At 60.5% G+C, this 12,533-nt stretch carries 10 protein-coding genes; 5 read left to right on the top strand and 5 right to left on the bottom strand.

Annotation, left to right across the window (positions count from 1 at the left end):
- The first annotated feature begins 233 nt into the window (after positions 1-233).
- Together betT and HMPREF2996_RS11840 are read left to right on the top strand one after the other, a co-directional pair.
- Positions 234-2,489 (top strand): choline BCCT transporter BetT, encoded by a 2,256-nt coding sequence (gene betT / locus HMPREF2996_RS11845; RefSeq protein ID WP_070644662.1) that lies wholly within the window; start codon positions 234-236, stop codon positions 2,487-2,489.
- A gap of 45 nt (positions 2,490-2,534) precedes the next feature.
- On the top strand, positions 2,535-4,112 hold the full coding sequence (locus HMPREF2996_RS11840; RefSeq protein ID WP_070731455.1) for an aldehyde dehydrogenase family protein: 1,578 nt from the start codon (positions 2,535-2,537) through the stop codon (positions 4,110-4,112).
- Positions 4,113-4,190: 78 nt separating this feature from the next.
- Here HMPREF2996_RS11840 and HMPREF2996_RS11835 read toward each other — a convergent pair whose 3' ends face one another.
- Both HMPREF2996_RS11835 and HMPREF2996_RS11830 read right to left on the bottom strand, forming a co-directional pair.
- The gene (locus HMPREF2996_RS11835) at positions 4,191-4,883 is read right to left on the bottom strand and encodes an SDR family oxidoreductase (protein WP_070645002.1); all 693 of its coding nucleotides are present in this window, start codon (positions 4,881-4,883) and stop codon (positions 4,191-4,193) included.
- A gap of 5 nt (positions 4,884-4,888) precedes the next feature.
- Positions 4,889-5,425: an NADPH-dependent FMN reductase gene (locus HMPREF2996_RS11830; protein WP_070444398.1), complete on the bottom strand. Its 537-nt coding sequence runs from the start codon at positions 5,423-5,425 to the stop codon at positions 4,889-4,891.
- Between the two features lie 99 nt (positions 5,426-5,524).
- On the opposite strand from HMPREF2996_RS11830, the gene HMPREF2996_RS11825 reads away from it, so the two are divergent.
- Together HMPREF2996_RS11825 and HMPREF2996_RS11820 are read left to right on the top strand one after the other, a co-directional pair.
- Complete coding sequence (locus HMPREF2996_RS11825) at positions 5,525-6,148, top strand: sugar O-acetyltransferase (protein WP_070710470.1); 624 nt, start codon at positions 5,525-5,527, stop codon at positions 6,146-6,148.
- Complete coding sequence (locus tag HMPREF2996_RS11820) at positions 6,141-8,330, top strand: ATP-dependent RNA helicase (RefSeq protein WP_070731454.1); 2,190 nt, start codon at positions 6,141-6,143, stop codon at positions 8,328-8,330. Before HMPREF2996_RS11825 ends, HMPREF2996_RS11820 begins: the two co-directional genes overlap by 8 nt.
- Here HMPREF2996_RS11820 and HMPREF2996_RS11815 read toward each other — a convergent pair.
- Positions 8,327-9,103 (bottom strand): TSUP family transporter, encoded by a 777-nt coding sequence (locus HMPREF2996_RS11815; protein ID WP_371441135.1) that lies wholly within the window; start codon positions 9,101-9,103, stop codon positions 8,327-8,329. The genes HMPREF2996_RS11820 and HMPREF2996_RS11815 overlap by 4 nt on opposite strands.
- A gap of 16 nt (positions 9,104-9,119) precedes the next feature.
- On the opposite strand from HMPREF2996_RS11815, the gene HMPREF2996_RS11810 reads away from it, so the two are divergent.
- Positions 9,120-10,166, top strand: coding sequence for an AbrB family transcriptional regulator (locus HMPREF2996_RS11810; protein ID WP_246823039.1), 1,047 nt, complete (start codon positions 9,120-9,122; stop codon positions 10,164-10,166).
- 24 nt (positions 10,167-10,190) lie between these two features.
- Here HMPREF2996_RS11810 and HMPREF2996_RS11805 read toward each other — a convergent pair whose 3' ends face one another.
- Entirely contained in the window at positions 10,191-11,852 is a 1,662-nt protein-coding gene (locus HMPREF2996_RS11805) for a DUF885 domain-containing protein (RefSeq protein ID WP_070444406.1), read from the bottom strand.
- 70 nt (positions 11,853-11,922) lie between these two features.
- Entirely contained in the window at positions 11,923-12,492 is a 570-nt protein-coding gene (locus HMPREF2996_RS11800; RefSeq protein WP_070731494.1) for an LOG family protein, read from the bottom strand.
- Between the last annotated feature and the right edge of the window lie 41 nt (positions 12,493-12,533).

The raw sequence follows: 12,533 nt of genomic DNA, 5'->3' as shown, positions 1-12,533 counted from the left end.
GTCTCTTTCGCGAGGCCGCGCCCCAGCGTACACATCCTGTGGAGATTTTCCCAGATTAATGTATATTTGCGTTGTTCGGATGGACGTCTGAGGAGATGAAATCCGAAGTCTTGACCGCATAGCTACCCGGATATGATTCATTTCACTCATCTTTCTCTCGAGTGCTTTGTGAGCAGTCCGAGGCCCAGTGGATAAGAGACTCGGCATAAATCAACCAACGATAGGAGAAGTAGATGGCTAACCACGGCCCTCTCGACTCTGGGGATCCTTCCACGGCCCACGAGAGCAACGAAAACACTCTCGCCACGCCGACCGGTGGCACCCCCACTCAAACTAAAGAAGCCAAACGGCGCATCCCGCGCTACCAGGTACGAGCCCTCGTCGGCAGCTACAAGGCAGAAACCGGCGATGATGTGGGTGCGGGCGAAGTCCCTGTACCCAAGACGAATTGGCCAGTATTTATCATTTCCGGTCTACTGATCATCGCCATGGTGCTCTATGCCGGGTTCGGCCAAAAATCCGCCGCAGAAACCTTGGCCAACGTAACCGGATGGATCGGCAACAACCTCGGCTGGTTCTACGTGCTCACCGCCACCATCGCCGTTGTCTTTGTTCTGTATGTAGCACTATCCAAAGCAGGCGAGATCCGCCTAGGACCGGATCACTCACGCCCTAAATTCAGCACCTTCTCCTGGGTGTCCATGCTCTTTGCCGCCGGTATCGGTGTGGACCTCATGTTCTTTGCCGTGGCCGAACCGGTCACTATGTACATGGCACCGCCAGTGGGTGAAGGCGAAACCATGGAAGCTGCCAAGGAAGCCGTGGTCTACGCCATGTTCCACTACGGTCTGACCGGTTGGGCGTTGTACGCACTGATGGGTATGGCCTTCGGCTACTTTGCCTACCGCCTGAATATGCCCCTGGCTATTCGTTCCGCACTCTACCCGCTCATTGGCAAGCGCGTGCACGGCCCAATCGGCTCCGCAGTGGACATCGCCGCTATGCTCGGCACTGTTTTCGGTGTCACTGCTTCCCTCGGCATCGGCGTAGTGCAGCTTTCCTACGGTATCCACCTCATTTTTGGCATCGAGCAGGGATTCGGCCTCCAGGCCGCGCTCATCATCATCGCCATCTCGATTGCGACCCTCTCGGCCGTATCTGGTGTGGACAAAGGTATCCGCTTCCTGTCTGAGCTCAACGTGTACCTGGCCATTGCGCTAATGGTCTACATCGTTGTTTTTGGCAAGACCGCCTACCTCTTCGACGCCATCGTGACCAACGTCGGTGACTACGTGTCCAAGTTCCCCTCCTGGACCTTGGAGACCTTCGCCTTTGCCGAAGACCAAGCCAGCACTGATGCCTGGATGCAGGCCTGGACTCTGTTCTTCTGGGCCTGGTGGATCGCGTGGGCCACCTTCGTGGGCCTCTTCCTCGCCCGCATTTCTCGCGGCCGTACGCTGCGCCAGTTCATCTTCGGCACCCTTACCTTCCCATTCCTGTTCATCCTCATGTGGATGTCCTTTTTCGGCAACACCGCTTTGGATATGGTGCGCTCCGGCGACTATCCAGAGTTCGCAGAAAATGCCATTAACGTCCCTGAGCAGGGCTTCTACGATATGCTGCAGGAATTCCCTGGCTCTGCCATTGTCATCTTCCTGACCACCTTCATTGGCCTGCTTCTCTACATCACCTCTGCCGACTCCGGCGCACTGGTCATGTCCAACTTCACCTCGCGCATTACTGATAACCGCCAAGACGGCTCCCGCTGGCTGCGCATTTTCTGGTCCGTCACCGTCGGCGCTCTAACATTGGCCCTGCTGCAGATCGACGGCATCGCCACCGTTCAGTCCGCCACAGTGGTGATGGGACTTCCTTTTGCTTTCGTGGTGTATCTCATCATGTTCTCACTGTGGAAGTCCTTGCGTCTGGAAAGCATCCAAGCTGACGCCCGCAGCACCGCACTGCATGGAGTCATCTCTAGTCGTACCGAGCGCGAACCAGCTGATTCCAGCCTGTGGAAGAACCGCTTGGATCGAGCCAACACCTTCCCCTCTAAGACAGAGATGGAGACCTACCTACGCGACACCGCTACATACGCTCTTGAGCAGGTTGCTACGCACATGCGCACCCGCGGCTACGACGCCATCTTGCTCACCAGCGAGCTTCCCGATGTCGAGCTGCCCCAGCTTGATCTTGAAGTGCGTCTCCACAATGAACGAAAGTTCCGTTATCAGCTCTTTCCCGTCGCCGCCGAGCGTCCAGACTTCATTGAAGGCGAAGGCGATGAGTACTACCGCCTCGAGGTCTACGATATGACCGGTTCACTGGGCTATGACGTTTATGGCTACTCTGGGAACCAAATCATCAATAACGTGTTGGATCTCTACGAACGCCACCTGGCTTTCCTATATATGCAACAAACCCAGCCGGGCGAATCCGATGTCTCCGATGGCGCCGAGCCTGAGCGCACCTGGCGCGAAGATAGCTAAGCTGGCGAATCCACAAGCCTCTATGAAAGAAAGGTTGCTTTTCACTTGAGCCCCCAGAACACTTTGTTCGACCCCACAACGACCGACCTCTTGAAGGGCGTGCACTCCGGCGGCTCGCCCAAGTCCCTTTTCATCAATGGCCAGTGGGAGGCTGCCCAGAGCGGCGAGACCCGCACCATCATCTGCCCCGCTGATGGCTCCACCGTGGGCCTCGTGTCCGAGGCTTCCGACGAGGACACCGAGCGCGCCATCAAGGTTGCCCGTGAAACCTTCGACAACGGCGAGTGGTCTAATACCCCGGCCGTCGAACGCGGCAAGCTGGTCATCCGCGTGGCCGATTTCATCCGCGAGCACAAGGAGCTCTTCGCCCAAGCCGAGTCCGCCGATACCGGCAAGCGCTACGAGGAATCTTTAGACGATATGGATGATATCGCCAATGCCTTCGAGTTCTTCGGTACCCTGGCTCAGCACCAGGCCGGTCGAGTAGTCGACCCGGGTGACCCAAATGTTCGCTCCCGTATCGATGCAGAGCCGATTGGCGTCTGCGGTCTCATTACGCCGTGGAACTACCCGCTGCTACAGGTGTCCTGGAAGGTGGGTCCCGCACTGGCTGCCGGTAACACCTTTGTACTCAAGCAGGCCGAGCTCACGCCGCACACCGCCATGCTGCTCATGGCCGCACTCAAAGAATGTGGCTTGCCCGACGGCGTAGGTAACCTCATCACCGGCGCTGGGGCTAACTGTGGCAACCCGCTGTCCCAACACCCCGATGTGGACATGGTGTCCTTCACCGGTGGACTGGCCACGGGCAAAATTATCGCCAAGAATGCGGCCGAGACCGTCAAGCGCACTGCACTCGAACTCGGCGGTAAGAACCCGAACGTGATCTTCGCTGACGCTAACTTCGACGTCGCCGTGGACAACGCCCTCAACGGCGCCTTCTTCCACTCCGGACAGGTCTGCTCCGCGGGCTCCCGCATCATTGTCGAAGAGTCCTTGCACGATAAGTTTGTTGACGCCTTGGTGGAGCGCGCAAACAAGATCAAAATCGGTGGCCCTACAGATGAAAAGGCCGAGACCGGCCCCCTCATCTCCGCTGAGCACCGCAAAAAGGTTGCCGCTTATGTGGATAAAGCACGTGAGCAGGGCGCCAAGATCCTCACTGGCGGACGCGTCGCCACTAGCCAGGACACCACTGGACCGCATGGCACCGGCACGACTGACCTGGGGGCTGGCATTTACTATCTGCCCACCATCATTGATGGCGCGACCCGCGAGATGGACTGTGTCCACGACGAGGCCTTTGGCCCAACCGTAACCATCGAGACCTTCACCACCGAGGAGGAGGCCATCGCCATCGCGAATGACACCGAGTACGGCCTAGCGGGTGCGGTGTACACCGCTGACGCTGGCCGCGCCGAGCGCCTTGCCCGGGCCCTGCGCCACGGCACCATCTGGATCAATGACTTCCACCCGTACTTGCCGCAGGCAGAGTGGGGCGGCTACAAGCAGTCCGGTAACGGCCGCGAGCTTGGCCCCACCGGCCTAGCCGAATACCAAGAACACAAGCACGTGTACCAAAACCTGTCCCCTGCCGCGTGGGAGCAGTTCGGTTTACAGTAGTTCGTAGGAACAGATATCGCTAAGGCCCCGCGGTCCAGAAAAGAACGCGGGGCCTCAGTGGCAGGCACACACCACGGTTTAGCTTTGCGTGCGCGGCTTAATGGTCATGGTGTCAATGTTGACGTGCTCCGGCAGCGAGGCCACCCAACGCACGGCCTCAGCGATGTCTTCTGCGGTGAGGTTGAGCTCGCCGTCATACACCTGTGCGGCACGTTCGGTGTCGCCCCGAAAACGATTAAGGGAAAATTCTTCCGTGGCTACACGGCCCGGGTCGAGTTCGGTGACGCGGACACCGTGCTCCTCGATACGTAATGCACGAGAAATCACGCGCACGCCATGCTTGGCGGCGTTGTAGCCGGAGCCGCCCTCGTAAACGTTCCACCCGGCAACGGATCCCATGTTGATAATGAGCCCACCCCGCAGCTTCGGCATGAGGGCTTGGATCATACGGACAGTGCCGAGGACGTTGACGTCGTACATCCACTGCCAGTCCTCTACGGTGGTCTCCACGAGAGGTTCCAAGCCCTTCGCGCCACCGGCGTTGTTGACCAAGAGGTCCACGCGGTCGAGGTGGGAGACGAACTCAGCCACGGACTCGTCCGAGGTTACGTCGAGGGCATAGGCCTCGCCACCGATGTCCTTCGCGAGGGCCTCAAGGCGCTCTACGCGACGCGCACCGACGACGACATGCCAACCGTCGGCCGCCAACGCTCTTGCCGACGCCTCCCCGATCCCCGAGGACGCTCCTGTGACAACTGCTACCTTTTCCATGCGCCCTAGGATAGGACTTCTTCCAGCTCGGCGCAGATGTTTTCCACGATCTCGATCTTGAAGTCGGCCGGGGTAAAGGTGCCATCCTTCATGTCAGTATTGAGCGAGATATCAAGCTGAGTGCGCAGCTGCTTCATGGAGAAATTAGCCATGATGAGACGCCACGCCTCCACCGCGCGGATGCCGCCGCTAAAGCTATAGCCCACATAGGCAATCGGCTTGGCCACCCACTCAGCGCCCAAGGAATCGACGGCGTTCTTGAACGCACCCGGCACGGAGTGGTTGTACTCCGGGGTAACGAAGATATAGCCGTCGCAGGCATCAATGGCATCGGACCAAGCTTGGACATTCGGGTCCTCGTAATTTTTGTTTGCCGCCATAGGGATGACGGAAGAAGTGAGAATTGGAACGTCGAAGGCCTTGAGGTCAATGAGCTCGTAGTCAACGTCGCGACCTTGGGCCAGGTCAGTGACCCATTGGGCGATGGCCAGCCCGGCGCGGTCGTCGCGGGTAGAGCCAAGAATGATGCCGATTTTTGCCATAAATGTGCCTTTCACATTTTGTTAACGTGTCAACGTTTGAGCGTACGCCGATATGCTCACGCGATCGACATTTCCGCTCAACATGTTTATTCTTTTGCCATGTCACAGGAGAACTTGGCGGATCACGGATCCATTGAGCGCATGACCAGCGGGCAGTGGTTCATGCCCAGTGTCAACGAGGAGGTCAACGCCGAGCACCAGCGCGGATTCCGGTTGGTCAAAGAACTCAACGAGCTGCACAACACCGATCGCGACCGCGCGCACGACATCCTGCGCGCGCTGCTCTCCCCCGAGTCCGAAGTACCCGGCCTCCACACGCCGCTTAACCTGGAATACGGCCGCAACGTCACGGTTGGCAAAGGGGTGTTCATCAACTTTGGTGCGACAATCCAGGCGCAAGCGCCTGTAACCCTCGGAGACCGCGTCATGATGGGGCCGAACTGTTCGCTCATCACGGTGGGCCACCCCGTCAACGATCATGAGATGCGGGCGGAGGGCTGGGAAATAGCTAAACCTATCACCATCGGTGATAACACCTGGTTTGGCGCCAACGTCACGGTCCTGCCTGGCGTCACCGTGGGCAAGAACTGCGTCGTAGGCGCAGGCTCACTGGTGACCCGCGACGTACCGGATAACTCGCTGGTCCTGGGCTCACCGGGGCGCGTGGTGCGCAAGCTGGAGGACAACGAAGATAGGTGGGAGCGCCAAGATCTCGATGTTTGATCTCAAGGCAATCGGCAAGGGACTTCCCGTCCTAGAGACCATTGATTCGCTTCCTTCAGACGGCCACGTCGTGGTCCAGGCCCCGCCCGGCACCGGTAAGACCACGCTTATTCCACCGGCATTAGCGAACCAGGTAGAGGGCAAGGTTCTCGTCACCGCACCACGCCGCGTGGCGGTGCGTGCGGCGGCAAACCGCCTTCAGGAGTTGTCAGGCCAGCGCATCGGCTATGCGGTGCGCGGTGATTCCCGCAAAGGCGCGGACGTCGAGTTTGTTACCCCAGGTGTTTTGTTACGCCGACTGTTGCGGGATCCGGAACTTGAAGGGATTTCCGCCGTGGCCATCGACGAGGTCCACGAACGCCAGCTCGATACTGACCTCGTACTCGGTATGTGCTTAGAGTTGGCGCAGCTCCGCGATGACTTTCGGGTTATTGCCATGTCCGCGACTGTCGACGCCACCCGCTTCTCCCAGCTTATGGGGAATGCGCCGATCCATTCCACTGAGGCTGTCACGTACCCACTCGATATTTCCTATGAACCGATTCCGGGGCGCGCTGCGGGAGATCGAGACTTTTGGAAAGGCGTGGCGAGGGTTGCCGCGCGGCAGCACGAGTCCACGCTGGTCTTTGTTCCCGGCGTGCGCGAGGTCAACCTGGTGTGTGATGCACTGAGTGGCCATAACGTTTTTCCGCTCCATGGCCGCCAGACCACGCAAGAGCAGGATGCGGCGCTTTATACGCGCGAGCCGCGCATCGTGGTGGCGACGTCCATCGCGGAATCTTCGCTGACCGTGCCAGGCGTGCGCACCGTCATCGATGCCGGGCTATCCCGCGTGCCCAAGCGGGATGCGCAGCGCGGGATGAGTGGGTTGGTGACAGTGTCGACGTCGAAAAGCAGCGCCGATCAACGCGCCGGACGTGCCGGACGTGAGGCGCCGGGTACCGTCGTCCGCTGCTATTCGCAGGAGGATTACCAGCACTTTTCCCCGCACGTGATTCCAGAAATTCTTTCTGCGGACCTCACGCAGGCGGCACTGTTCATGGATAGTTGGGGCGCGGGACCGGATTTCCCCTTGCTGGATCCCCCACCGGGACCTGCGCTTGCCGACGCCCACCGCGTCCTCGACCTGCTCAACGCTGGCGAAGAGCTGGCGTTACTGCCAACGCACCCACGATGGGGCGCGGCACTGTTGAAGTACGGCGCGGGAGCAGCACAGACGATTGCCCGCCTGGATGATTCGGATCCGAAGCGGCTTGCCCGCCTAGTGCCCAACAAGGGTCCGGTGGACCCAGGCGTGGTGGTCGCTAGCGCCTTCCCGGAGTTCGTGGCTAAGCGCGTGGGCGACAAGGAGTTTTTGCTCGCCAGCGGTACGCGCGCGCGGTATTTCGAGGATGGTCACGACTGGTTGGCGGTAGCTGAGGTGTCGTTGGCGCGATCTGGAAACGCCATCATTCGTGAAGCAGTGCCCATTGCGGAAAAGGACGCACTCGACATCATCGGCGTGACCGAAGAGACGCGAGCATTTCTCGACGGTCCCAAGGCCCGTGGCATGCGCGTGCGTGCGGCAGGCGCCATCGTGTTGTCGGAAACCCCAGTGAAGGTCTCCGGTGATGAGGCGGTGGAGGCACTACGCAACTCCGGACAGGGTTTAAATCTGTTTCACTTCAGTGACAAGGCTCAAAACCTGCGGGAACGTATGCGTCATCTGCATAGGGCATACGGGAATCCGTGGCCGGACGTGGACGGCGATGATCTGAGCTGGCTGGAGCCGGAGCTGCATGAGCTGGCTGCCGGGAAGCGGCCAGACATGTACCCGGCGCTGCAGCGCTTGCTCCCCTGGCCCGAAGCTAGCCGCTTGGATGAGCTCGCGCCGGAACGGTTAGCGGTTCCGTCCGGACGTGCTGCGAGGATCGATTGGTCCGGCGAGCGACCCGTGGTCTCCATCAAGCTGCAGGAATGCTTCGGCCTGGCTGAATCGCCCGAGTACTGCGGCCACCGCGTGCAGTTTCATCTACTGTCCCCCGCCGGTCGCCCGCTCGCCGTCACCGATGACCTAGCCAGCTTCTGGGCTGGGCCTTATGCCGGCGTGCGCGCCGACATGCGCGGGCGCTACCCCAAACACCCGTGGCCGGAGGATCCATGGAACGCTGTGGCCACGGCGAAGACGAAGAACCGGATTTAACCCCACTGCTGCCAGGACAGGTACACGCTCATCACCACGACGAGTGCGAGAAGCGCATAGCGGATGAGCTTTGCACCACCGCCAAGCACAGTCCGCGCGCCCAGCTGCGCGCCAATGATATTTGCTGCTGCGAGAACTAAGGCGAGACCCCACACCACGTGGCCACCCACGATAAACACCACGAGCGCACCGACGTTGGTACACGTGTTGACCACTTTCGCCATCGCTGCGGAGGTGAGGAAATTCTGCGAGAAGATAGCGGTAAAGGCCATGATGAGGAACATGCCGGTGCCGGGGCCAAAGATGCCATCGTAGAAGGCGATGGCAGCGACAGCGGCTAACCCTGCCCACGTGCGCCAGCCGCCGCGGATTCCGTCTCTTTCGCCGCTGCCGAAGTCCGGGCGAAAGGCCACAAAGATGCCGACTGCCACCATAAGCACAATGATGACCGGCCGCATGACGTCCTTGTCCATGAGTGCGGCTGCTGTGGCCCCGAGTCCAGAGCACACCAGCGCGATGAGTCCCATGCGCATGAGCTCGCCCTTCGGCGGGCGAACCTTCTTGACGAGTGTTACGGCAGCAGAGGCCGTTCCAGAGACCGCCGCCACCTTGTTCGTGGCCAGGGCTGTGGCGGGCGCAAGCTGGGGTGCGACCGCCAGGATGAGCGGAATGAGCACAAGGCCGCCGCCGCCAATGACGGCATCGATCCATCCGGCCGCGGCAGCGCCGATGGTGAGAATCGCCCAACCGCCTAATCCGAAATCCATGTCCATCATTAAACTCGATTCCATGTCTGTTCGTACGAGATGGGTCATCGTGGCCCCGGGGTCTGCAGCACTGGGGGCATTGTTTAGCTACCTTCACGTACCCGCAGCCTGGATCCTCGGCGCCATCGTGGTCTCGGGAGCCATGGCCTTGACGACGGGCAAAGAACTCGCCGTTAACGAGCACTTTTATTCTGTCGCCCGCGGGTTCATCGGAATGATGGCGGGCATACCACTGACCTTAGTTCCTGCCTCCACGCTCCTTGGCTTTGTGCCAGCCGCGGTGACGATGTCACTCATCACCGTGCTTATCGGTGTCGCCGGCGGCGTGCTGCTACACCGCTCACAGCCAAAAGATATTTCCTGGGAAACCGGAATCTTATCCATGCTGCCGGGCGGGGCCTCGCTCATGCCCGCGCTAGCCAGCGAACTCGGTGCGGACTACCGCTACGTGGCGCTGACGCAATACCTGCGCCTTCTGGCGGTGTCGGTGTCCCTCCCCTTGGTGGTCTCCTTGTTAGACGCCCCCGCGGGCAAAGGCGTCGACATGAGCGTTGACGGCGAGGTCACGTGGTGGATCGTGGGGTTGACGGTCACCATCGCCGTGGTTGGTGAGAAGCTAGGCAAGCTGGTGCGTTTGCCAGCTGCTGCTGTTTTGGGGCCACTCATCTTGACGGTGCTGGTCGCGCAGGTTATTCCAGCCGGCCACACTTTGGAGCCGCTCTACGTGTTCAAGATCATGGCGTTTATGTCCATCGGCTGGGTCTGCGGTGGCGGGCTTTCGGTGCCAGCCTTGCGGGCCTTCGCCAACCAGCTACCGGCGACGATCCTCTTCATCATTGTCGTCATTGGCGTGTGCGCGCTCACTGCTGTGCCTTTGACCGCATGGCTGGACATCACCTACTTCGAGGCTTACCTCGCCACCTCACCCGGCGCGCTGGAGACGGTGCTCGCGCTCTCCGCGGAAGGCGGCGCCGGCCCAGCCGTGGTGGCCGTACAGATTATCCGGCTCATCATCGTGCTCGTCACCGCGGGATATTTGCCCCAGATTTTGGGGCTATTCCGCCGCTAGTGGATAAATCCAAGAGTCTGACAACTAGTCCAGAATGGTCTCGCGCAGAATCGACATGGGCACCGAACCTAGGGCTAACGCCTGGGAGTGGAAATCACGTACGTCCATGCCCTGCTCCACGGCAGCGTCGCGGGTCTGCTGCCACAGGCGCTGGCCCAGAGCATAAGACGGCGCCTGGCCCGGCCAGCCCAGGTAACGGGTGACCTCGAAGGAGAGGTTAGCGTCATCCATCGCGGTGTTCTCACGCATGAAGGTCTTGACGTGGGACTTGTCCCAGATGCCGGACGCAGTGCACTCCGGCAACGCCTTGCCCAGGTGGAGTCCGATATCCACCACGACGCGGGCGGCGCGGAAGCGTTGGGCGTCGAGAAGCCCCATGCGGAAGCCCGGATCATCCATGTATCCCAGCTCCGCCATGAGTGCTTCAGCGTATAGAGCCCAGCCCTCACCGTGGCCAGAGTTCCACGTCACCGCACGGCGCCATAGGTTGAGGTCCGGCTGGGTCAGCGCGGCGCCAATCTGCAGATGGTGGCCCGGCGCGCCCTCGTGGTGGACGGTTGTCAGCTCCTGCCAGGTGTGGAAAAGCTCCTGGCCAGCCGGTACGGACCACCACATGCGGCCGGGGCGGGAGAAATCATCGGAGGGCGAGGTGTAGAAGATGCCGCCGGTGCCGGCCGGGTCGATACAGCACTCGATTTCTTTAACGGCCTCCGGGATGTCGAAGGCGTTGCCGTCGAGGTCCTTGATCGCGCGGTCCGCGGTGGACTGCATCCACTCCACTAGCGCGTCGGTGCCGTGCAGCTGGTAGCGCTCCTCTTCGTTGAGTTTGCGCATGGCCGCGCGCACGGTGACGTCGGAGCCATAGAGCTCGTGGGCGATCTTTTCTTGTTCCGCCTTGATGGAGCGCACCTGGTCCATGCCCCACTCATAGGCCTCATCGAGGTCCACGGCATCGCCAACGAAAAGCTTGGAGAAGCGCTCGTAGCGCTCTCGGCCCACCGCATCCTGCGATGGTGCCTGCGGCTGCAGCTCGTTAGAGAGCCAATCGGCGAACTCGCCGAAGGCTTCCTTGGCCGCGTCCACCTCTGGGCCTTCAACGCCAAGGTCCTCGAGCATGGAGCCGGCGTCGGCAAGCCGCTCGCATTGCACGAAGACATCGGAGATCTGGCGCTGCGGCGCGACCATGCCACGCGAAGCCGCCTCGGTGAGGGACTCCTTGTAGCCGTTGAGCGAGGTTGCCACCTTCGACAGGCGCGAACGCAATGCATCAAGCTGCTCCGGGGTGTCCTTCGGCATGAGCATGAGGGTGTCGCGAATGGTCTGCACCGGGGAGGCAATGTTGTTAAGGCAACGGATGTCCTCACCGGCATGGTGCAGGTCAAGATCCAGGCAGAGACGGTCGCGCAAGACGGCGGCGGTGACGTAGTCCACCTCGTCAAAATCGTCGTCATCGTCGGATTCGTCGGTGGTGTCATCGAGGGCATCGAGATCCGCCATCATCTCACGAGTGCGATCCGCCACGGAGGAGTAGTACTCCGGGGAGAAATCTTCCAACTCACCGTCGAAGCCGGGAATTCCCCACGCGGTGGCATCGGTGGGCGTGAGCTGCGCGAGGTCGTGGACGAAATTATCGCACGACGCGTCCAGCAGCGAAGGCTGGCGCTCTGCGTTCTGGTCAAAACTCATAAGGGCGAAGTCTAACGAAGATCCAGGGGTTTGGGCCAACCCAGCGCCGCCTTATTTACCAGCTTGTTAGCTAATTGTTGCTCCACTTACTTCCCGGGCTTGTCCAGGATGTAAATTCGTTGAGCACTTCAGCAGGAGAGGGGTTCACCACGAGAGCATCGAGGAAGCGCTTCTGAACGAATCCCTCCTGCACCATTGCAGAGTACATTCTTATAAACGGCTGCCAGAATCCCTTCACGTCTACGAGACCCACCGGGCTATCCAGGTTCCCCAACTGTTGCAAGGTGAGCACCTCGGTGAGCTCCTCTAGCGTTCCCACGCCACCCGGCAGGCACACGAAGGCATCCGCGAGTTCCTCCATACGCGTTTTGCGCTGCGCCATGGTGTCCACGATTTCGAGTTTGGTTACCCGCTGGTGTGACATCTCGTAATCAACGAGCTGCCGCGGGATAACCCCAATGACGGTGCCGCCGGCGGCAAGGCAGGAATCTGCGACGATGCCCATCAGGCCTACGTCACCGCCGCCATAAACCAGGGTGAGGTTGCGCCGCGCGAGCTCCTCCCCCAAAAGGTGTGCGGCTTGGCCATAGGCTTCAGAGTTTCCAGCGGCGGAGCCGCAGTACACAGCAACAGAATCCATGAACACTACTCTAACGCAGGCACACTTCTAGACTATGATGT

Source organism: Corynebacterium sp. HMSC066C02 (assembly GCF_001814945.1).
Lineage (GTDB): Bacteria > Actinomycetota > Actinomycetes > Mycobacteriales > Mycobacteriaceae > Corynebacterium > Corynebacterium aurimucosum.
This window is presented reverse-complemented; position numbering and strand designations above follow the sequence as displayed.

What these genes read in the sequence shown, in the direction of transcription:
- betT (WP_070644662.1), top strand. Translation starts at nt 234, where the DNA reads ATGGCTAACCACGGCCCTCTCGACTCTGGGGATCCTTCCACGGCCCAC.
- HMPREF2996_RS11835 (WP_070645002.1), bottom strand. Translation starts at nt 4,883, where the DNA reads ATGGAAAAGGTAGCAGTTGTCACAGGAGCGTCCTCGGGGATCGGGGAG.
- HMPREF2996_RS11830 (WP_070444398.1), bottom strand. Translation starts at nt 5,425, where the DNA reads ATGGCAAAAATCGGCATCATTCTTGGCTCTACCCGCGACGACCGCGCC.
- HMPREF2996_RS11825 (WP_070710470.1), top strand. Translation starts at nt 5,525, where the DNA reads ATGTCACAGGAGAACTTGGCGGATCACGGATCCATTGAGCGCATGACC.
- HMPREF2996_RS11820 (WP_070731454.1), top strand. Translation starts at nt 6,141, where the DNA reads ATGTTTGATCTCAAGGCAATCGGCAAGGGACTTCCCGTCCTAGAGACC.
- HMPREF2996_RS11815 (WP_371441135.1), bottom strand. Translation starts at nt 9,103, where the DNA reads ATGGACATGGATTTCGGATTAGGCGGTTGGGCGATTCTCACCATCGGC.
- HMPREF2996_RS11810 (WP_246823039.1), top strand. Translation starts at nt 9,120, where the DNA reads ATGTCTGTTCGTACGAGATGGGTCATCGTGGCCCCGGGGTCTGCAGCA.
- HMPREF2996_RS11805 (WP_070444406.1), bottom strand. Translation starts at nt 11,852, where the DNA reads ATGAGTTTTGACCAGAACGCAGAGCGCCAGCCTTCGCTGCTGGACGCG.
- HMPREF2996_RS11800 (WP_070731494.1), bottom strand. Translation starts at nt 12,492, where the DNA reads ATGGATTCTGTTGCTGTGTACTGCGGCTCCGCCGCTGGAAACTCTGAA.